The sequence below is a fragment of the Stappia sp. ABD4_338 genome, from assembly GCF_056312175.1.
In genome coordinates, this window is the sequence record NZ_CM149982.1 from 2,397,676 (window position 1) to 2,418,110 (window position 20,435).

Below are 20,435 nucleotides of genomic sequence, written 5' to 3' on the forward strand. Positions count from 1 at the left end.
GCGGGGTCGCTTCCCCGAAAGCACGTCAATCCCGGGCAAGCCGGGAAAATCGTGAAAAGCGCCAATCCATCAACGGCCAAAGTCCGTAAGAACGGGAAAGCAACGTCCCGAACGCCGGATAATCGCCCTCATGGATTCCAACGCATCCCCTGCTCCCGTTCTCGTCTGGTTTCGCGACGACCTGCGCACCGATGACAATCCGGCTCTTGCCGCGGCGCTTTCCGACGGGATGCCGGTCATCGGCCTTTTCCTGCTGGATGAAGACACCGACCGTGCAAGGGCACCCGGTGGCGCCGCGCGCTGGTGGCTGCACCACTCCCTCGAGGCCCTTGCGGAAAAGCTTTCGGCTCTTGGTATTCCCCTGATCCTGCGCCGGGGAAAGGCGCTCGACGAGATTCCCCGCCTGGCGGCGGAAGCAAGCGCGGGTGCGATCGTCTGGAACCGGCGCTACGACCCTTCGGGCATTGCGACCGACAAGGCTCTGAAGAAGACCCTGAGGGACGCGAGCCTCAGGGTCGAGAGCTTCAACGGTTCGCTGCTCGTGGAACCCTGGGAAGTGCAGACCAAGGCCGGCGACCCTTTCCGCGTTTTTTCGCCTTTCCATCGCGCCATGCAGTCACGGGGCGAGCCGGCCCGCCCGCGCGACCTGAAGATGCCGAGCGACGCGCTGCCCGATTGCGAAACGCCAGATAGCGACGACCTCGCCGACTGGCAGCTCCTGCCCGTGAAACCGGACTGGGCGGGCGGGCTGCGCGACACATGGACGCCCGGCGAGGAAGGAGCGCTGTCCAGGCTTTCCGGCTTTCTCGAGGACGGGCTTGCAGGGTATGCCGCCCATCGCGACGAGCCCGCGGCGGAAGTGACATCGCGCCTGTCCCCGCATCTGCGGTTCGGGGAAATCTCCCCCAGACGCATCTGGCATGAGGCAAAGGCGCGCGCCGGGCAGGACGGATCCGGGATCGACGAGAAGGCCCTGTCGAAGTTTCACGCCGAACTCGGCTGGCGCGAGTTCTCCTACCACCTGCTGTTTCACTTTCCCGAGATCGTGACGGAGAACTTCCAGTCCCGCTTCGACGAATTTCCATGGGCCGACAATCCGCAGGGTTTCCGCGCCTGGACCAGGGGGCGGACGGGTTACCCCCTGGTGGATGCGGGAATGCGCGAGCTCTGGCACACGGGGTACATCCACAACCGGGTTCGCATGGTCGTCGCTTCGTTCCTGGTCAAGCACCTGCTCGTGGACTGGCGCGAGGGCGAGGCCTGGTTCTGGGACACGCTGGTGGATGCCGATCCGGCCAACAACCCGGCAAGCTGGCAGTGGGTCGCGGGATCGGGCGCCGATGCGGCCCCCTATTTCCGCATCTTCAATCCGCAGAGCCAGGGCGAGAAGTTCGACCCGGACGGCGACTACACGCGCCGCTGGGTCCCCGAACTGGCCAACCTTCCCGACAAGTGGCTTTTCAAGCCGCATGAGGCCCCGTCAGACGTTCTGAACGATGCGGGCGTGCGCCTCGGCCACACCTATCCCCGTCCAATTATCGACCACCGGTCGGCTCGCGAACGTGCGCTCGAGGCTTTCGAGCACACCAAGTCCGGCGCCTGAAAAGAAGGAAGAAGAAATGCGGATTGCCGTGATCGGCTCCGGCATCGCCGGAAACAGCGCCGCGTGGGCCCTGAGCGAGCGCTTCGACGTCACCCTCTATGAAAAGCGCGGGCGTGCGGGCGGCCATAGCGCGACGGTCGACATCGACCACGGCGGCACGCCGTTGTCCGTCGACACGGGCTTCATCGTCTACAACGAGCTGAATTACCCCAACTTCACGGCCCTCCTGGAGCATCTCGGCGTCGCGACCGAGGCAAGCGACATGAGCTTTGCCTTCTCGCTCGACCAGGGGCGCTGCGAGTGGTCCGGCGACAACCTGGCGACGATCTTCGGCCAGCGGCGAAACCTCCTCTCGCCACGCTTTTTGTGGATGCTGCGCGAGATCCTGAGGTTCAACCGCGAGTGCTTGGCCGACCGCCATGCGGGACGTCTCGCCGGCCTGTCGCTCGGCGACTATCTTGAGCACCGCCGGTTCTCGCAAACCTTCGCGCGCAACTATCTCCTGCCCATGGGCGCGGCGATCTGGTCGACCCCGCCGGAGGAAATGCTTCGGTTCCCGGCCGAAACGCTGATCGCCTTCTTCGAAAACCACCGGCTCGTCCACACCGACCGTCCCGTCTGGCGCACGGTGTCGGGTGGCTCGCGGCGCTATGTGGAGCGTCTGGTGCAACCCCTGGGGGCCGGTCTTCGCCTCGCCGCCGGCGTGAAGCGTGTCTGGCGCTCGGCCGGACAGGTCCATGTGGTGGATGCAAGCGGACACGAGGACGTGTTCGACAAGGTGGTCATCGCGGCCCATACCGACCAGACGCTGGCCATGCTGGAGGACGCATCGCCCGAGGAGCGCAACATCCTGGGCGCGATCCGCTACCGCCCGAACGATGTGTACCTCCATTGCGACAGGGCGCTGATGCCCAGGCGCGAGCGGGTGTGGGCCTCGTGGAACTACATGGCGTCCAGCGCGCCCGAAGCCGCATCCCGTGATGTCGCGGTCACCTACTGGATGAACCGGCTGCAGAACCTTCCGAAGGACAAGCCCGTGTTCGTGAGCCTCAATCCGGCCGAGCGCCCAAGCGAGGACAAGACCTTCGCGACCTTCCGCTACGACCATCCGCAGTTCGACCGCGCCGCCCTCGCCGCGCAGCGCGCACTGGACCAGATCCAGGGGCAGAACCATATTTGGTACTGTGGCGCTTGGTGTGGCTACGGCTTCCACGAGGACGGGCTCAAGGCCGGTCTCGATGTGGCCGAGGCGCTTGGCGCGGACATCCCCTGGCGGGTGGACGCCTCGGGCCGGGCCCGTCCGGCGGAAGCCGCCGAATGACCCGAACCATTGCTCCGCTCCGGCGACCGGGAGGGACAGCGTGACGGCCAGACATGCCCCGACGACCATGGAGGCGAACGGCAGGGCTCCCGTGTCCGCGGCGTGCCTCTACCCCGGTCTGGTCATGCACCAGCGCCTGAAGCCGTTCGGCCATCGGTTCACCTACCGCGTGTTTTCGCTGCTGATCGATCTGGACCGGCTGCAAGAGGCCGGACGCCAATCGCCGCTGTTCTCGGTCGAACGCGCCAATCTGGTGTCGTTTTGGCAGCGTGACCACGGGCCGCGCGACGGCTCCAGCCTTCGCGATCACGTAGACAGGCTGCTTTGCGAGGCGGGCCTGAGCGAACCTCCCGCACGGGTGCTGCTGCTCTGCTATCCGCGCGTGCTCGGCTACGTCTTCAATCCGCTTTCGGTCTATTTCGCCTATGACGCGGCGGACCGCCTGGTGGCGCTGGTCTACGAGGTTCGCAACACCTTCGGCGACCTCCACACCTATGTCGCTCCGGTCGGCGTGAAGGACATCGGACCCGAGGGGGTGCGGCAGGAGCGCGCCAAGGCGTTTTACGTCTCGCCCTTCATCGACATGGACCAGACCTACCGCTTCCGGGTGTTGCCACCGGGCGAAGCGGTGCGGGTGCGCATTCTGGAAACGGATTCCGAGGGGCCGTTGCTTTCCGCAACCTTCGCAGGCACCCGGCGAGAGGTCCGAACGGCCCAGTTGCTTGGTCTCAGCTTGAAAATTCCGTTCATGACACTCAAAGTTATCGTCGGCATCCACTGGGAGGCACTCAAGCTGTGGTTGAAGGGCGCACCTTTCCATTCTCCCTCGAGGCGGCACGACCGCCCCTCCTCGTCCGCGCCGGCGCAGGCCGGTCACGCGGCCCAGAAGGGGTGAACGCCACGCGCGGATCCGCGCGCCGAACGCCCGTTGCCTTCCCAACATGCCGCCATATTTCTTGCGTGAAGACGAGGATTGCCCATGTCGACCGCCGTTGCGCTTACTCCTGAGAATGTCCGCCACGAACTTGCCGGACTGCCCCGCCTCGCCCGCCTGGGCCTGCGCGTGGCGCTGCAGCTTCGCATCGGCTCCCTGGTCATCGAGACCCCCGAGGGCCGCCGCTTCGTCGTCACCGGCGCCGAGCCCGGCCCGAATGCCGAGGTGAAGATCCACACCTGGAGCTTCATCAAGCGCCTTTTGAACGGAGCGGATGTCGGCGTCGCGGAATCCTACATGGCGAACGAGTGGTCCAGCCCGGATGTCACCACCTTCCTGGAGCTGTTCTGCCGCAACCGCGACGCGACCTTCGACCTGCTGCGCGGCAGCCCCGTCTTCCGCATGATGACGCGCCTGCGCCACTGGCTGAACCGCAACACGCGCAAGGGCTCGCGGCGCAACATCTCGGCGCACTACGATCTGGGCAACGCCTTCTACAGCGAGTGGCTCGATCCCTCGATGACCTATTCCTCCGCGCTGTTCGAGGGCGGCATCAACGACCTTGAGCAGGCCCAGCGCCGGAAATACGCGTCCCTTGCCGAGGAAACCGGCATCAATCCAGATCACCACGTGCTGGAGATCGGGTGCGGCTGGGGCGGTTTCGCCGAATATGTCGCCGGCGAGATCGGCGCGAGGGTGACGGCGCTGACCATCTCGCGGGAACAGTTCGACTTCACCTCGCGGCGGATGCAGGAGAACGGCCTGTCCGAGCGCGTCGAGGTGCGTCTGCAGGACTACCGCGACGAGGCGAACCAGTACGATCGCATCGCCTCCATCGAGATGTTCGAGGCGGTGGGCGAGAAATACTGGCAGACCTACTTCCGCAAGGTCGCGGACTGCCTCAAGGCGGGTGGCCGCGCGGGCCTGCAGATCATCACCATTCAGGATGACCTGTTCGACGATTACCGGCGCACACCGGACTTCATCCAGCGTCACGTGTTCCCCGGCGGCATGCTGCCACCACCCAGTGCCCTTGCCGAACTCGGCGAACGCATGGGTCTTCAACTCGGCGGGCAGAAGATCTTCGGCCTCGACTACGCGCGCACCCTCGAGGCATGGCGGCACCGGTTCTGGTCCGCGTGGCCACGCATCCGTCCTCTTGGGTTCGATGAGCGCTTCAAGCGTCTTTGGGAGTTTTACTTCCACTATTGCGAGGCGGGATTCCGCTCCGGCAACATCGACGTGCGGCAGATGGTCTATGTGAAGGGTGCGCGGGCCTGATGCCTCGGGCGCAACCGGCCTTTCCTCGCGCATGAGACCGTCCGCACCAGGGGCAGGCGGCGTGTGCACCGCCACGAAGCTGCCCCGCCTGGCGCTGCTGGTCTACGGCGCGCCAGCGCTGCCGCTCGCCGCGCTTACCCTGCCGCTCTACGTGATCCTGCCGAGCTTCTATGCCGGTGTGATCGGCCTGCCGCTTGCCCAGGTGGGCACAATCCTGCTCGCCGTGCGCCTTGCCGATGCGCTGTCCGACCCGCTCGCCGGCATCCTGTGCGACAGGATCGCGCTTCCTCCCGGTCGGCGCCGGGGATGGTTCCTGCTGGGTGCCGTGCCCGCGGCCCTTGCGGCCTGGATGATCCTGACGCCGCCCGCCGACGCCGGACCGCTCTACCTGCTGGGATGGGGACTGGCGCTCTCGCTCGGCTACACGGCCACGATCATCCCCTATTCGGCCTGGGGCGCGGAACTCGCCGACGATTATCACGAACGCAGTCGCGTGGCCGGCGTCCGCGAGGGAATGGTTCTTCTTGGAACCCTCGTGGCGGTCAGCGTTCCGGCCGTGGCGGACGCCCTTGGAGCGGTCGACCAGCGCGGCGCGCTCGCGTTTCTCGCGGCCGGCATCGGCATTTCCCTGCCTCTGCTCGCGCTTCTGGCGGTGCTTCGCCTTCCCGAACCGTCTCCCGGCGCGGAAGTGATGCTGGGCCTGCGCGAGGGACTGGGGCCACTCCTGCGCAACCGGCCCTTCCTGCGTCTGCTCGCCGCCTTCATCATCAACGGTTTCGCGAACGGGCTCCCGGCGACGCTTTTCCTGTTCTTCGTCGCAAGAGTGCTCGAGCGACCCGACCTTCAGGGTCCGCTGCTTTTCCTCTACTTCCTGTGCGGCATTGCCGGTGTTCCGCTTTGGCTCGCCGTTGCCAGGAAGACAGGCAAGCACCGCGCCTGGTCGATCGCGATGCTCGGCGCCTGCATGGTCTTCGTCCTGGTGCCGCTGATCGGCCCCGGCGACCTTGCGGCCTTTGCCGCGATCTGCGTCCTCACCGGGCTCGCACTTGGCGCCGACCTCACCCTTCCCGCCGCCATTCAGGCGGATGTCATAGACGTCGACCGGCTCGAGACCGGAACCCGCCGCTCGGGACTCTATTTCGCGCTTTGGGGGCTCGCGACAAAGCTGGCACTGGCGCTCGCGGTCGGGCTTGCGTTTCCGCTGCTCGATCTCGCGGGCTTCGAGGCGGAGGGAACCGGAGAGGACGGCCTCGGAGTGCTGGTCGTTCTTTATTCCCTGCTGCCCGTTGCACTGAAGCTCGTCGCGATCGCCCTGATGTGGCGCTTCCCTCTCGACAAGGCGGCGCATGACAGGCTGGTCGCAGATATCGCGGATCGGCAGGCGTGATACCAGGGATTTGGGCCCGTCTCGCTCACGGGGCCGCCCCGGTCAGCCGGAGCCCTTGCCGGACCAGCCGGTCGCGCGTGCCACCAGCGGAAAATAGAGCCTGTAGGGAAAAAGGCGCAGAAGCTTCAATTTGCGTGTGAAACTCCTGGGAAAGCTGATCTCGAAACGCTCGGGACGCTTCAGACCGGCGGCAAGCGCGGCGGCTGCGTCCTCGACCGGCATCAGATCCGGCATGGGAAAGGGATTGTCCCTGGTCGCCGGGGTGTCGACGAAGCCGGGCGAGATCACCTGAATGGCAATCCCCAGCCGGTCGAGATCGAACTTCATCGCCTCGGCAAGGTTGATGAGGCCGGCCTTCGTCGCGCCGTAGGCCGCGGAGGTCGGCAGGCCCCGATAACCGGCGACCGAGGCGACAATGGCGATCTGTCCGCGCCGGCGCAGGCGCATCGCCTCCATTGCCGGCAACATCGTGTTCACCGTCCCTTTCAGGTTCACGTCGATCGAGGCATGGAAGTCCTCGTGGCGCGGCGCCGTTCCGTCAACCGGCAGATAGACGCCGGCATTGAGGACAGCCATGACCAGCGGCCCATAATCCATCTCGATGCAGCGGACGATGCGGGTCATCTCGACAGGATCGGTGACATCGCCGGAAAACGCGCGAATGTCTCCCGCCCATGCGGCGGAGCGGGCTTCCAGATCGGCAAGCGCTTCGGCGGATCGCGCCGTGGCGGCAACCCGCCAGCCGTCACGTGCGAGCGTTTCGGCAAGGGCTGCGCCGATACCCGAACTCGCTCCGGTGATCCAGGCAATCCCTTCCTCGGGGCGCACCGCCTCGCGCGCGTTTCCACCTGCGCTCATGGGCATCCTCCAGGTCGTGGCTGAAAAACCGGAAGCCTGCGGACCGGCTCCGGTATTCCGTGCCCGCGCGACGCGTCTCAGCCGCGCAGGAAGGGAGCGAAGAAGCGCCCGACCGGGCCGGTCAGGCGAAGGCTTCCCTCGGTGACGACGAAACAGATGCAGTCCTCGCCCTCGTCCGCGACGGGACGGTGGTCGACGTCGTCGTCCGCATAGGTCACGTCACCGCGCACGAAATGGCCGTCCATGTCGCTGAAGCCCCCCTCCAGCACCAGAGTCAGCTCGGTGCCATGGTGGGTGTGGGTCGGCATGGCCATGCCGGCGCGGATCCACAACAGGCTGGCAACGCAGCCGTCTTCCTCGCCGATCCGGCATTCACGCAGCCCGGGCAGGCGCGTCTTCCAGGGAAGCTCGTTGAAATCCTTGCCAAGGTAGTCGTAAAGCGGCACCGGCAGACGGGTCTTGCGCGGCGCGCGCGGCGCATCCGCATCGACGGGGTCGGCCGGCAGCGCCATGATGGCCGCGAGCATCGCATCGCGGTCGGCAACCGGAAGCGGGTCGATTTCCTCCAGCATCCGCCCGCCCGCGCTTTCAAGGTCGCGAACGAATTCCCGGTTGTCGGGAGACAGGTCCAGATGCGAGCGCACCAGCAGTCGCGCCGGTTCGGCCAGCGTACCGGCGACATAAGCCGCCAGCAGCGAGTCGAAGTGCTGCTTTCTTTCGTCCATTCCCATCGTCACCTTGCGCTGTGCGCGCTCCCCGGCTTGGCGGCCACGGCATGCCATCGCGGAAACCGCATACGGCGCTCTCCGCTTACGACAAAATGTGTGGCAGGTCGAGCCGGCCACGCCGGGGACAGCCTTTTGTCCCGCACCCTGTCCGCTTCACCTGCTCGCGCATCGGAAGCTTTCTACAGGCTGCTACGCGGCGCATCCGCGTCTGGATCAGCCCTGACATGGCAATTTCGAACAATGTCGCGCCACCGGGGCCTGTCGGTCTTTTTTCGCCGAACCGCGACGCGAGAGAACGATTTTCGCCGGGCGCACCGGATTTGGTGACCCGCTCCTTGCCGATGACGGTCCTCGGGACATACGCTTTGCGCAACTGACACTGGGCGAAAACGGCCTCCCGTTTCGAAATGCCCCTTCTCGCCGGAACCGAAAGACCCATGACCATCAGGAATTCCGTTATCGAGGCAATCGGCTCGACGCCGCTCATCCGCCTCAACCGCGCCTCCGAGATGACCGGCTGCGAGATCCTCGGCAAGGCCGAGTTCATGAACCCGGGACAGTCCGTCAAGGACCGTGCCGCGCTCTACATCATCAAGGACGCAGTCGAGCGCGGCACGCTGAAACCCGGTGGCGTGATCGTGGAAGGCACCGCCGGAAACACCGGAATCGGCCTGGCGCTCGTCGGCAGCGCGCTCGGCTATCGCTCCGTGATCGTCATTCCCGAGACCCAGAGCCAGGAAAAGAAGGACATGCTGCGGCTTGCCGGCGCCGAGCTCGTCGAGGTTCCCGCGGCTCCCTACAAGAATCCCAACAACTACGTGAAACTGTCCGGCCGCCTGGCCCGGCAGCTCGCGGAAAGCGAGCCCAACGGCGCGATCTGGGCCAACCAGTTCGACAATGTGGCCAACCGGCGCGCCCACATCGAGACGACCGGGCCGGAGATTTTCGAGCAGACCGGCGGCAAGGTGGACGGCTTCATCTGCGCGGTCGGTTCGGGTGGCACGCTCGCCGGCGTCGGCATGGCGCTCAAGGAGCGCAACCCGGAAATCAAGATCGGCCTGGCCGACCCCATGGGCGCCGCGCTCTACAACTACTACGCCCATGGCGAGCTGAAGTCCGAGGGCTCCTCGATCACCGAAGGGATCGGCCAGGGCCGGATCACGGCCAATCTGGAAGGCGCGCCCGTGGACATGCCCTTCCAGGTTCCGGACGCGGAAGCCGTCGGCATCGTCTTCGACCTGCTGGAACACGAGGGCCTGTGCCTGGGCGGTTCGTCGGGCATCAATGTCGCCGGCGCGATCCGCATGGCGAAGGAGCTTGGTCCCGGACACACCATCGTGACCGTCCTGTGCGACTACGGCACCCGTTATCAATCAAAGCTTTTCAATCCGTCCTTCCTGCGCGAAAAGGGACTCCCGGTTCCCGCCTGGATCGAACGCGAAAGCAAGATCCAGGCTCCGTTCGAGGACGCCTGACCCTTTGGAGACAACCGTCGCCCACGACGTCGGCCTTGCCGAGGCCCTCGTCGCGAACCTGCCGATCATCGCGGCCTTCACGCTGGCGTTCTACACGCTGGCGGCCGTCTGTGCCGTACGCGAGGTGATGTACTCGCGCACGGCGCAGGGCTCCATCGCCTGGCTGCTGTCGCTTCTCTTCCTGCCCTTCCCCACCGCCTTCCTGTATCTGGTCTTCGGCTGGAAGCGGTTCGAGGACTACGCCGAGGTCCGCTCCTACGCGGGCCGGGCGACCCGTGCCGCGCGCGCCGAGGAAATGCATGTCTCCGACGCGCGCACCAGCACGAGCTGGCCGGTGCTGACCCATATCGCGCAGATCCCGTTCCTGTCGGGCAACGAGGTCGACCTTCTGGTGGACGGCACGGAGACCTTCGACTCCATCCTCGCCGGCATCGCCAGAGCCGAAAAGGAAGTCCTCGTCCAGTTCTTCATCCTGCGCGACGACGGCATCGGCACGCGGCTGGCCGACGCGCTGATCGAACGGGCGAAGGCGGGCGTCGGCGTGCATGTGCTCTACGACGACGTCGGCAGCAAGAGCCTCTCGCATCGCTATGTGGCCCGGCTGCGCGAGGCGGGCGTCAGGGTCGCGGGCTTCAACGAGCGGCACAAGTGGCTGCGCGTCACGGGGCCGATGCGGCTCAACTATCGCAACCACCGCAAGATCGTGGTCGTCGACGCCAGGGAAGCATGGGTCGGCGGTCACAACGTGGGCGACGAATATCTCGGCCTTTCGAAGGAATTCGGCCACTGGCGCGACACACATGTGCGCATCAACGGCCCGGCGGCGGTCGCCTGCGCGCTGTCCTTCTCCGAGGACTGGCACTGGGCCACCGGCACGCCGCTGCACCTCTACTTCCCGCGCAAGGTCGAAAAGCCCGGCGACGAACCCGTCCTGGTCATGCCGACGGGTCCCGCCGACACGCTGGAGGACTGCTCCGTCGCCTTTTCCGAGGTGATCGCGCGGGCGCGCAAGCGGCTCTGGATCGTCAGTCCCTACTTCGTCCCCGAGCAGGCGATGCAGACCGCGCTTCTGGCCGCCGCCATGCGCGGCGTGGACGTGCGCATCCTGCTTCCCGAGAAGGCCGACCACCGGCTCGTCTGGCTCGCCAGCTACGCCCACGCCGACGACATGGTCGCGCACGGGATCAAGATCTACCGCTACCGGGCCGGCTTCCTGCACCAGAAGGTGGTTCTGGTCGACGACACGCTTGCCAGCGTGGGCACGGTGAACTTCGACGCGCGCTCCTTCCGCATCAACTTCGAGGTCACGCTGTGGTTCACGCACGAGCGGATGATCGAGCGCGTCTCCTCCATGCTGGAGGAGGATTTCGCCAATGCCGTTCCCACCTCGACGGAAGATCTCGACAACCGGGCCTTCGCCTTCCGTTTCGTCGCGCAGGCGGCCCGGCTGTTCTCCCCGATCCTGTGATCGCGGGACCGCTTGCGGCGTGTTGATTGCCGGACGCGATCGGATAGGCTGGGCGCCCTTCGAGGAATCAACAAGGACCGCCCGATGACTGACCTGCTCTTCCGCGACGATGCCTACCTGCGCACATGCGAGGCCACGGTGACCGGCGTGAACGATCGCGGAGGCGTACTGCTCGACCGGACGATCTTCTACGCCACGGGCGGTGGACAGCCGGGCGACACCGGTCACTTCGAACTGTCCGACGGCCGCCGCATCGACATCGCCACCACCGTCTACGGCGAGACCAAGTCCGAGATCGTTCACGTTCCCGCCGAGGGGCAGGAGCTTCCCGCCGCCGGCGACAAGGTCGTGCTGCATCTGGACTGGGAGCGTCGTTACAAGCTGATGCGCGTGCACACCGCGCTGCACCTGCTGTCCGTCGTCCTGCCCTATCCGGTCACTGGCGGCCAGATCGGTGAAGGCGACGGTCGTCTCGACTTCGACCTGCCCGAGATGCCGATGGAAAAGGAAGAGATCGCCAGCCGCCTCAACGAGATCGCGGCCGCCGACCACGGCGTCTCGACCGAGTGGATCACCGACGAGGAGCTTCTCGCCAAGCCCGAGATGGTGAAGACCATGAGCGTCAAGCCGCCCATGGGCTCGGGGCATGTCCGTCTCGTGCGCATCGGTGACGTGGACCTGCAGCCCTGCGGCGGCACCCATGTGAGCCGGACCTCCGAGATCGGCCAGGTCGCCGTCACCAAGGTCGAGAAGAAGGGGCGTCAGAACCGCCGCGTCCGCATCAGCCTCGCCGACTGAATTCCCGCCCGCTCTCTTTCGCCTCTCCGTTTTCAGGAGCGTTCATGCCCCAGTCCCCGCTTGTCTCCACCCAGTGGCTTGCCGATAACCTCGCTTCGCCCGACGTGGTCGTCGTCAACGCCTGGCTTCCGCCGCTCGGGCAGCCGGATGTGCCGCCGGAATATGAGGATGGCCACATTCCCGGCGCCGTGTTCTTCGACGTCGACGCGCTCAGCGACACGTCGAGCACGCTGCCGCACATGCTGCCGCCGGCGCATGTGTTCTCCTCGATGATGCGGCGGCTCGGCATCGGCGACGGCCAGACCATCGTCGTCTATGACGGCAGCGGCCTGTGGTCCGCCCCGCGCGTGTGGTGGACCTTCCGCGCCATGGGCGTGAACGACGTCCACGTGCTCGACGGCGGGCTGCCGAAATGGGTCGCGGAAGGACGCCCCGTCGAGGACGGTCCCGGCCAGCCGCGCGGCGAGCGTCATTTCACGGCCCGTCTCGACAACTCGCTTGTCGCCGACGTGGAGAAGATGCTCCGGGCTCTGGAGAGCAGTCATCAGGTTCTCGATGCCCGCCCCCGCGCACGGTTCGCCGGTTCGGCGCCCGAGCCGCGTGCCGGCCTCCGTTCGGGGCACATGCCCGGCGCGCTGAACCTGCCGTTCGCCGAACTCATGAACGACGGCCGCCTGAGGCCGCTCGAGGAACTCATTGCCGCGTTTGACGAGGCCCGGGTGGACCGGACGAAACCCGTGATCACCACCTGCGGATCCGGCGTCAGCGCCGCCGTCCTCTCCCTCGCGCTTGCGGTTGCCGGCCAGTACCAGTCGCCGGTCTACGACGGCTCCTGGACCGAATGGGGCGGTCGCGACGACACGCCGGTGGTCACCGGAGAAGACTGACCTCCCCTTCCCGGCCCGACAGGACGACGGATGCGCGATGCGACGGCGTCGGTTCGCGAACAGCCCATCCGTCTCCACCCCTTCAGGATCGGCATTTCGGATCAAACGATAGACGACGGCAATCGACAGCCTCGTCACGCGAGAGGACACGACACCATGGCCAGCGACATCGAGATCGCCCGCGCGGCGACCATGAAGCCGATCACGGAGATCGGCGCGAGGCTCGACATTCCCGCCGAGGCGCTGGACGCCTACGGCCGGACCAAGGCCAAGGTGCGCGCGGACTTCATCGAGACGCTCGCCGGGCGCCCCGACGGGAAGCTGATCCTCGTCACGGCGATCAATCCGACACCCGCGGGCGAGGGAAAGACCACGACGACCGTCGGTCTCGGCGACGGGCTGAACCGCATCGGCAAGAAGGCGGCGATCTGCCTGCGCGAGCCCTCGCTCGGCCCCTGCTTCGGCATGAAGGGCGGCGCGGCGGGCGGCGGCCATGCGCAGGTCGTGCCGATGGAGGATATCAACCTCCACTTCACCGGCGACTTCCACGCCATCACCTCGGCGCACAACCTGCTCGCGGCGCTGATCGACAACCACATCTACTGGGGCAACGCGCAGGGCATCGACACGCGCCGTGTCACCTGGCGCCGCGTGATGGACATGAACGACCGGGCCCTGCGCCAGGTGGTCACCTCGCTCGGTGGCGTCTCCAACGGCTTTCCGCGCGAGACCGGCTTCGACATCACCGTCGCGTCGGAGATCATGGCGATCCTCTGTCTGGCGAGCGATCTGGCGGACCTGCAGACCCGACTTGGCAACATCATCGTCGGCTACCGCCGCGACCGTACGCCCGTGACCGCGCGCGACCTCGAGGCCGACGGGGCCATGACCGTCCTGCTCAAGGAGGCCATGCAGCCAAACCTCGTGCAGACGCTGGAGAACAATCCCGCCTTCGTTCATGGCGGCCCATTCGCCAACATCGCGCATGGCTGCAACTCGGTCATTGCCACGAAGACCGCGATGAAACTCGCCGACTACGTGGTGACCGAGGCCGGTTTCGGTGCCGACCTGGGTGCGGAGAAGTTCTTCGACATCAAGTGCCGCAAGGCCGGCCTCTCGCCGGACGCGGTCGTGATCGTGGCGACGATCCGGGCGCTGAAGATGAACGGTGGCGTGGCGCGCGAGGATCTGGGACGCGAGAACGTCGAGGCGCTTGCGCGCGGCGCGGTGAACCTCGGACGCCACATCGAGAACCTGCGCCAGTTCGGGGTGCCCGTTCTTGTCGCGATCAACCACTTCGTGACCGATACGGACGCCGAGGTGGACGCCGTGAAGACCTATGCCGAGGGGCTCGGCGTTACCGCCATCACTTGCCGCCACTGGGCGGACGGTTCGCGCGGAACCGAGGACCTCGCCCGCAAGGTGGTCGAGGTGGTTGACGGGGGAACCGCGTCCTTCCAGCCGCTCTACCCCGACGAACTGCCGCTTCTTGCGAAGATCGAGACCGTGGCGAAGCGCATCTATCGCGCCGGCGAGGTTACCGCCGACAAGTCGGTGCTCGACCAGCTTGCCCGCTGGGAGGCCGACGGCTTCGGCCATCTGCCCGTCTGCATGGCCAAGACGCAGTATTCCTTCTCGACGGATCCGACCCTTCGGGGCGCTCCCGAGGGGCATGTGGTGCCGGTGCGCGAGGTGCGCCTGTCCGCCGGGGCCGGGTTCGTGGTCGCGATCTGCGGTGAGATCATGACCATGCCGGGCCTGCCGAAGGTTCCCGCCGCCAATGCCATCCGCCTCGACGAGGCTGGCAACATCGAGGGTCTGTTCTAGGAATTCCGAAGCACGGTCCTCACCCGCCGAGGCTGGCGGCCACGACGAGATCGGCGGCCGCCGGCGAACAGGCGATCGGCGTGTCGTGCAGGATCGCGAGCCGGGTGAGCGCCATGAGGTCCACGTCGCTGGCGTGATGGCCGTGCGGGTCGGCAAAGAAGATCACCGCGTCCAGTTCGCCGGTCGCGATCAGCGCCCCGAGCTGCTGGTCACCGCCGTGCGAGCCGCGCTGCAGGCGCCGGATGCTCAGCTCCGGCACGCTTTCCATCAGCATCGCTCCCGTGCCGCCGGTGGCGACCAGCCGCTGACGCGCAAGCACCCTGGCGTGGCGCGAGGCCCAGGCCTTCAGATGCGACTTGCGGGCGTTGTGGGCAACGAGCGCAATGCGGCGCGGCGCGGTGGAGCGGGCACGCGCGGCCATCGTCAGCGACAGGATCGCGCGCACCTCGTCGCTCAGCCCCCGTCCGCCTCCGGCGAACTGCCCCTTGAAGGCGGCCGTGCCGACCGTGAAGCTGGCCGCACCCGCCGCGGCCACCGCCTCGATACGCTCCGCCCGGTCGATGGAACCGGCAACGATCACCGGCTTGTCGGTGGCCGCGCACACGCTTTGCATGAGGCCGGGAACGTCACCCTCGTGACGATAGGCCAGCAGGTCGAGCCCGTGGACGCTCTCCAGGTCGCTCAGCCGCTTGGCGCTTTCCGTGATCGACGGGACGGTTCCCGCCAGGACGCTCGGATGGCCGACGATCTCGCCGGGAAACGGGTAGTAGCGGATGGGATGCGCCTTCAGCAGCGGCGCGACCTCGCCCGGCCGGGTTCCGCCCAGCAGGCAGTCCACCTCCAGCCCGATGGCGGCGCGTGCCGAGCGCAATTCGCTTTCGGCGTCGAGGCTGACCACTTCCAGATAGGCACGCCCGCCGGCCGTCCGGATATCACGGGCAAGGCCCTTCAGTTCCTCGAAGGGCAGACCGACATCCTTGAAGCCGATATGCCGGGCGCCGCCGGCCAGAACGTCATCCAGACGCGCGCGTGCGTCGGCGATGGTGCGGTCGTCCTCGGTCAGCATGAAGATGAAATCGAAGGCCATTGCGCTCCCGTCTCCCGTGGGCCGGTCCTCGCGATGATGCCGGAGCGCGACCTCCTGTCGCACAGGCGACCGCGCATGTCGCTTTGGAGATATCGACCTGAGGCAACGCATCCCACTTTACTGTTTCAAAGTCCATGGCCTTCCGCATGGCGAAGGGAGTTTGCTCATGTCCGGTGAAGACGATCTCGACCTCAGGTCCCTGACCGACGAAGAACTCGTCGAGCAGATGCACGACGACCTCTACGACGGACTCAAGGACGAGATCGTCGAGGGCGTGAACATCCTGCTCGAGCGCGAGTGGACGCCGTACCGCATCCTGACGGAGGCCCTCGTCGAGGGCATGCGCATCGTCGGCGTCGATTTTCGTGACGGCATCCTGTTCGTGCCCGAGGTGCTGATGTCGGCCAACGCCATGAAGGCGGGCATGGGCATCCTGCGCCCGCTCCTGGCCGAGACCGGCGCGCCGAAGGTCGGCAAGATGGTGATCGGCACCGTCAAGGGCGACATCCACGACATCGGCAAGAACCTCGTCTCGATGATGATGGAAGGCGCCGGCTTCGAGGTCATCGACATCGGCATCAACAACCCGGTCGAGAACTATCTGGCCGCTCTTGAAGAGCACAAGCCGGACATTCTCGGCATGTCGGCCCTGCTGACGACGACCATGCCCTACATGAAGGTCGTGATCGACACGATGGTCGAGAAGGGCATCCGCGACGACTACATCGTCATGGTGGGCGGCGCGCCGCTCAACGAGGAATTCGCCCAGGCCATCGGCGCCGACGCCTATGGCCGCGATGCCGCCGTGACGGTCGAGATGGCCACAGAGCTGATCGCGCGCCGGCACAACCAGCTCGCCTCCCGCGCGGGATAGAACCGTCCCCGCGCGCCACGTCACGGCCGGAGGGACCTCTCATGACCCGGGCCGAGCGGCCTGATGCAGCGAACGCACCCGCAAGCGCCGACATGTTCGCGCGCGAGCGGGTGCTCGTCATCGCCTGCGGGGCGCTTGCCAACGAGGTGCTGGCGATCGTCCGCGCCAACGGGCTCGATCATGTAGACCTCACCTGCCTTCCGGCCAAGCTGCACAACCACCCGGACAGGATCCCCGAGGCGGTGCGCGAGGCCATCGGCAAGGCACGCTCCGACTATCGCCACATCCTGATAGGCTACGGCGACTGCGGCACCGGCGGCCTGCTCGACCAGGTGCTCGCCGAGGAAGGCGTCGAACGCATCGAGGGGGCCCACTGCTATGCCTTCTTCGCCGGCCTCGACGTCTTCGACGCGGAAGCCGAGGCGGAGCCGGGCACCTTCTACCTGACGGACTTTCTCGCCCGCCACTTCGAGACACTGGTGATCCGTCCGCTCGGTCTCGACACCTGGCCGGACCTGCGTGACGCCTACTTCGGCCACTACACCCGGCTGCTCTACCTCGAGCAGGCCCGTGACCCGGAGATCGAGGCGCGCGCCCGCGCGGCGGCGGAACGGCTCGGCCTCACCTACGAGAAGCGTGTCACGGGCTATGGCCTTCTGGAGACGAGGCTCACCACGCTTGGCAGGTGAGCCTGCGCGCAAGCGTCCGATTTGCTCGCCGATGTTGCCTTCACGCCCTAGCGCGGTTTCTCCCGCCTGTTAGAAGCGGTTCCCCAGCGGCACGGACGGGTCTGCGTGGCATGAGCCGCAGGACCGGTCCCCTCATCACATCCAACGGGCCGGAAAGGGCCCAGCCTCACGACAGAGGACAATCTCCCGTGAGCAATTTTTTCGAAAGCCCCTTCAAGGGAAAGCTTCTGAGCGAGCAGGTCACCAACCCGAACATTTCGGTCGGCCGCTACAGCTACTACTCGGGCTACTACCACGGCCATTCCTTCGACGACTGCGCCCGCTACCTGATGCCCGACCGCGACGACGTGGACCGGCTCGTCATCGGCAGTTTCTGTTCCATCGGCACCGGCGCGTGTTTCGTCATGGCCGGAAACCAGGGCCATCGCAGCGACTGGGTATCCACCTTCCCCTTCTTCTTCATGTCGGAGGAACCCGCCTTCGCGGACGCTGACACGGGCTACGAACCGGCCGGCGACACCGTGGTCGGCAATGATGTGTGGATCGGCGCCGAAGCGATGATCATGCCCGGCGTGACGATCGGGGACGGTGCCATGATCGGCGCCCGCGCGCTCGTGACGAAGGATGTCGCCCCCTATTCGGTCGTGGGCGGCAATCCGGCCCGAGAGATCCGGAAACGGTTTTCCGCCGGCGAGATCGACATGCTGCTCGAGATGGCCTGGTGGGACTGGCCGCTGGAGGAGATCCGCGCGGAAATGCAGGCGCTGTGCTCCTCCGACATCGCGGGGCTTCATGCGAGGTGGCGGGCGCGGCGCTGAACTGAGCCGGGCCCACCCGCGGGCGGCGCGGCACACGCGCCGCCCTTTACACCCTTCCGCCAAGTCTTCCCGCCCTTGTTACTTGCCTTCAAAGACTAGCGCCTGTGTCACCCTGTCGTTTTCGCGACTAGGCATGTCGTCTGTGCACCGATGATCCATGCGGCGACAGGCATCATGATTGCCATCAGCGACGCGGGAACGCGCTTTGCGGAGCAATGCGATGGCGCAGAAAGTGCTTGTCTTCTGGAGGGATATCCCCGCGCAGGTGCTCGTCCGGGCCGGACGCAAGACCGCGCGTCGCGAGCTTCCCGAACGCTTCATCCAGGCAATCGACCGCTGTGCAATGCGCGTCGGCGCGAAGGACAGCGACGCCTATCTGGCCGAGTGGCGGCGCGCCGATCCGGTCGAGGTCGGAGATGACCTCGAGGCGGAAGCGGATGCCGCGCTGACGGCTCTTCTCGATGACTACCCGAACGAGCGGCTTGCCGGTCTCGTCGCCGCCGAGGGATGCGAGACCGCTCCCTCTTCCGCCTCCCCCAGCAGTGCCGAGGCCTGACATGCCGAACTCCCGCCTGACCCAGGAGGGGCACTTCGCCGCCTCCACCGAGATGTCGCCGCGCCAGGTCATGGACAAGCCCGAGCTGCTTGAACTCATGCCGGCGGGAACCCGCGTCTATGTCACCGACCTCGGCAATGTGGGCGAGGACGACATCGTCACTGCCTGCCGCCGTGTCCGGGATCGCGGGCTTGTCGCCGTGCCTCACATGGCCGCGCGCCGCTATCCCTCGCTCGCCGCCTTCGAGCGCCGCATCACCCGGCTGACGGGCGAGGCGGGCGTGAGCGAGGTTCTGGCAATCGCCGGCGAGGCGAACGAGCCGGGTCCGCTGACCTCTTCCGTCGCCCTGCTCGAGACCGGGCTTTTCGACGCCTGCGGCATTCGGGCCGTCGCCGTCGCCGGCCATCCCGAGGGCGCTCCGGAGATTTCCCCCGACACGATCCGCGCCTTCCTCATGCGCAAGCACGAACTCGCCGCGCAGTCCGACGCGCAGTTTCGCATCGTCACCCAGTTCGGCTTCGACCCGCAGCGCGTGAACCTGTGGCTCGACGAGATCGCCTCCTGGGGCAACCGCTTCCCGGTGCACATCGGCATCGCGGGGCCGGCCAAGATGACGACGCTGCTCAAGTACGCCGCCTTCGCCGGTGTCGAGAACTCGCTGTCGTTCCTCAAGAAGCGTGGCGGCGCCGTCGTCTCCATGCTGTCCGGCTACGACCCCGAGACGATGGTTCGTCCGCTCGAGGCCCGGCTCCAGCATCGTCCCGACTGCCAGCTCGAGCAGATCCATGTCTTCCCCTTCGGCGGCCTGACCAAGACCGCCGAATGGCTGAGCGCACGCGGGAGCTGGCCCTTCCGCTCCTGCGATGCGTCGCCCTTTCCCGTGGAGGTAGCCCAATGACCCGTACCGTCGTCGCCTCCGCGACACGTGAGATCGTGATCGGTTTCGATCAGCCCTTCTGTGTCATCGGCGAGCGCATCAACCCGACGGGCCGCAAGAAGCTCGCCGCCGAGATGATCGCCGGCGACTTCTCCACCGTGGAAAAGGACGTTCTCGCCCAGGTGGCGGCCGGCGCGACCATGCTCGACGTCAACGCCGGCGTGACGGCGGTGAACCCGAACGAGACCGAGCCGCCGCTTCTGGTCAGGACGCTGGAAATCGTCCAGGGACTGACGGACCTGCCGCTTTCCATCGACAGTTCCGTGACGGCCGCCATCGAGGCGGGGCTTCAGGTCGCCAAGGGGCGTCCGCTGATCAACTCCGTCACCGGCGAGGAAGAGAAACTCGAGGCAATCCTGCCGCTGGTAAAGAAGTACAACGTGCCCGTCGTGGCGATCTCCAACGACGAGACCGGCATCTCCGAGGATCCGGACGTGCGCTTCGAGGTGGCCCGCAAGATCGTCCGTCACGCGGCCGACTACGGCATTCCCGCCCATGACATCGTCGTGGACCCCCTCGTCATGCCCATCGGCGCGATGGGAAGCGCCGGCCAGCAGGTCTTCCGCCTGCTGCGGCGGCTGCGCGAGGAGCTCGAGGTCAACACGACCTGCGGCCTGTCGAACATCTCGTTCGGCCTGCCTCATCGCCATGGCATCAACGCCGCCTTCATTCCCATGGTCATCGCGGCCGGCATGACCAGCGCGATCATGAACCCCTGTCGCCCGCAGGAAATGGAGGCCGTGCGCGGCGCCAACGTGCTCACCGGCGCGGACCCCAACTGCGGCGAGTGGATCATGACCTATCGCGACCACAAGCCGGGCGCCGACGGGGCCGTTGCCGCGACACCCGCCTCCGGCGGACGGCGCGGCGGACGCGAGGGGCGGCGCCGGTCGCAGGCGTCGTGATC

The 20,435-nt window shown here is 66.6% G+C and carries 19 protein-coding genes; 16 read left to right on the forward strand and 3 right to left on the reverse strand.

Going from position 1 to position 20,435, the window contains the following annotated elements; translation table 11 throughout:
- The first annotated feature begins 130 nt into the window (after positions 1-130).
- The 5 genes from ACYX4S_RS10850 to ACYX4S_RS10870 all read left to right on the forward strand — a co-directional run bounded on the left by ACYX4S_RS10850 (position 131) and on the right by ACYX4S_RS10870 (position 6,526).
- Positions 131-1,603: a cryptochrome/photolyase family protein gene (locus tag ACYX4S_RS10850; RefSeq protein ID WP_476360172.1), complete on the forward strand. Its 1,473-nt coding sequence runs from the start codon at positions 131-133 to the stop codon at positions 1,601-1,603.
- Positions 1,604-1,619: 16 nt separating this feature from the next.
- On the forward strand, positions 1,620-2,924 hold the full coding sequence (locus ACYX4S_RS10855; protein ID WP_422068454.1) for an NAD(P)/FAD-dependent oxidoreductase: 1,305 nt from the start codon (positions 1,620-1,622) through the stop codon (positions 2,922-2,924).
- Positions 2,925-2,991: 67 nt separating this feature from the next.
- Positions 2,992-3,819 carry a DUF1365 domain-containing protein gene (locus ACYX4S_RS10860; protein ID WP_476362856.1) on the forward strand — a complete coding sequence of 276 codons (828 nt, stop codon included), beginning with the start codon at positions 2,992-2,994 and terminating at the stop codon, positions 3,817-3,819.
- An 84-nt stretch (positions 3,820-3,903) separates the two neighbouring features.
- Complete coding sequence (locus tag ACYX4S_RS10865; protein WP_476360173.1) at positions 3,904-5,139, forward strand: class I SAM-dependent methyltransferase; 1,236 nt, start codon at positions 3,904-3,906, stop codon at positions 5,137-5,139.
- Between the two features lie 61 nt (positions 5,140-5,200).
- Positions 5,201-6,526 carry an MFS transporter gene (locus tag ACYX4S_RS10870; RefSeq protein ID WP_476360174.1) on the forward strand — a complete coding sequence of 442 codons (1,326 nt, stop codon included), beginning with the start codon at positions 5,201-5,203 and terminating at the stop codon, positions 6,524-6,526.
- A gap of 42 nt (positions 6,527-6,568) precedes the next feature.
- Here the strand turns inward: ACYX4S_RS10870 and ACYX4S_RS10875 are convergent, their stop codons facing one another.
- Both ACYX4S_RS10875 and ACYX4S_RS10880 read right to left on the reverse strand, forming a co-directional pair.
- Positions 6,569-7,384 carry an SDR family NAD(P)-dependent oxidoreductase gene (locus tag ACYX4S_RS10875; RefSeq protein WP_476360175.1) on the reverse strand — a complete coding sequence of 272 codons (816 nt, stop codon included), beginning with the start codon at positions 7,382-7,384 and terminating at the stop codon, positions 6,569-6,571.
- A 77-nt stretch (positions 7,385-7,461) separates the two neighbouring features.
- On the reverse strand, positions 7,462-8,109 hold the full coding sequence (locus tag ACYX4S_RS10880) for a ChrR family anti-sigma-E factor (RefSeq protein ID WP_422068450.1): 648 nt from the start codon (positions 8,107-8,109) through the stop codon (positions 7,462-7,464).
- Positions 8,110-8,549: 440 nt separating this feature from the next.
- On the opposite strand from ACYX4S_RS10880, the gene ACYX4S_RS10885 reads away from it, so the two are divergent.
- From ACYX4S_RS10885 to ACYX4S_RS10905, 5 genes are all read left to right on the forward strand, one after another.
- Positions 8,550-9,587 carry a cysteine synthase A gene (locus ACYX4S_RS10885; protein ID WP_476360176.1) on the forward strand — a complete coding sequence of 346 codons (1,038 nt, stop codon included), beginning with the start codon at positions 8,550-8,552 and terminating at the stop codon, positions 9,585-9,587.
- Between the two features lie 4 nt (positions 9,588-9,591).
- Complete coding sequence (gene cls / locus ACYX4S_RS10890) at positions 9,592-11,055, forward strand: cardiolipin synthase (protein WP_476360177.1); 1,464 nt, start codon at positions 9,592-9,594, stop codon at positions 11,053-11,055.
- A gap of 84 nt (positions 11,056-11,139) precedes the next feature.
- Entirely contained in the window at positions 11,140-11,853 is a 714-nt protein-coding gene (locus ACYX4S_RS10895; RefSeq protein WP_476360178.1) for an alanyl-tRNA editing protein, read from the forward strand.
- A 44-nt stretch (positions 11,854-11,897) separates the two neighbouring features.
- Positions 11,898-12,740, forward strand: a complete 843-nt coding sequence (gene sseA, locus ACYX4S_RS10900; protein ID WP_476360179.1) for a 3-mercaptopyruvate sulfurtransferase — start codon at positions 11,898-11,900, stop codon at positions 12,738-12,740.
- 156 nt (positions 12,741-12,896) lie between these two features.
- Entirely contained in the window at positions 12,897-14,567 is a 1,671-nt protein-coding gene (locus ACYX4S_RS10905; protein ID WP_476360180.1) for a formate--tetrahydrofolate ligase, read from the forward strand.
- A gap of 19 nt (positions 14,568-14,586) precedes the next feature.
- On the opposite strand, the gene ACYX4S_RS10910 is transcribed toward ACYX4S_RS10905, so the two are convergent.
- Positions 14,587-15,654, reverse strand: coding sequence for a methylglyoxal synthase (locus tag ACYX4S_RS10910; RefSeq protein ID WP_476360181.1), 1,068 nt, complete (start codon positions 15,652-15,654; stop codon positions 14,587-14,589).
- Positions 15,655-15,820: 166 nt separating this feature from the next.
- Here ACYX4S_RS10910 and ACYX4S_RS10915 point away from each other — a divergent pair, with 166 nt between their 5' ends.
- The 6 genes from ACYX4S_RS10915 (at position 15,821) to ACYX4S_RS10940 (ending at position 20,433) form a co-directional block, all read left to right on the forward strand.
- A complete protein-coding gene (locus ACYX4S_RS10915) occupies positions 15,821-16,528 on the forward strand; it encodes a corrinoid protein (protein WP_293721024.1) in 708 nt (235 codons plus the stop codon).
- 41 nt (positions 16,529-16,569) lie between these two features.
- Complete coding sequence (locus ACYX4S_RS10920) at positions 16,570-17,217, forward strand: DUF1638 domain-containing protein (RefSeq protein ID WP_476360182.1); 648 nt, start codon at positions 16,570-16,572, stop codon at positions 17,215-17,217.
- A gap of 188 nt (positions 17,218-17,405) precedes the next feature.
- Positions 17,406-18,035 carry a type B chloramphenicol O-acetyltransferase gene (gene catB, locus ACYX4S_RS10925; RefSeq protein WP_476360183.1) on the forward strand — a complete coding sequence of 210 codons (630 nt, stop codon included), beginning with the start codon at positions 17,406-17,408 and terminating at the stop codon, positions 18,033-18,035.
- Positions 18,036-18,255: 220 nt separating this feature from the next.
- Positions 18,256-18,591, forward strand: coding sequence for a virulence factor (locus ACYX4S_RS10930; protein WP_422068444.1), 336 nt, complete (start codon positions 18,256-18,258; stop codon positions 18,589-18,591).
- Position 18,592: 1 nt separating this feature from the next.
- The gene (locus tag ACYX4S_RS10935) at positions 18,593-19,489 is read left to right on the forward strand and encodes a methylenetetrahydrofolate reductase (RefSeq protein WP_476360184.1); all 897 of its coding nucleotides are present in this window, start codon (positions 18,593-18,595) and stop codon (positions 19,487-19,489) included.
- Positions 19,486-20,433 (forward strand): methyltetrahydrofolate cobalamin methyltransferase, encoded by a 948-nt coding sequence (locus ACYX4S_RS10940; RefSeq protein ID WP_422068443.1) that lies wholly within the window; start codon positions 19,486-19,488, stop codon positions 20,431-20,433. Before ACYX4S_RS10935 ends, ACYX4S_RS10940 begins: the two co-directional genes overlap by 4 nt.
- The last annotated feature ends 2 nt before the right edge of the window (positions 20,434-20,435 follow it).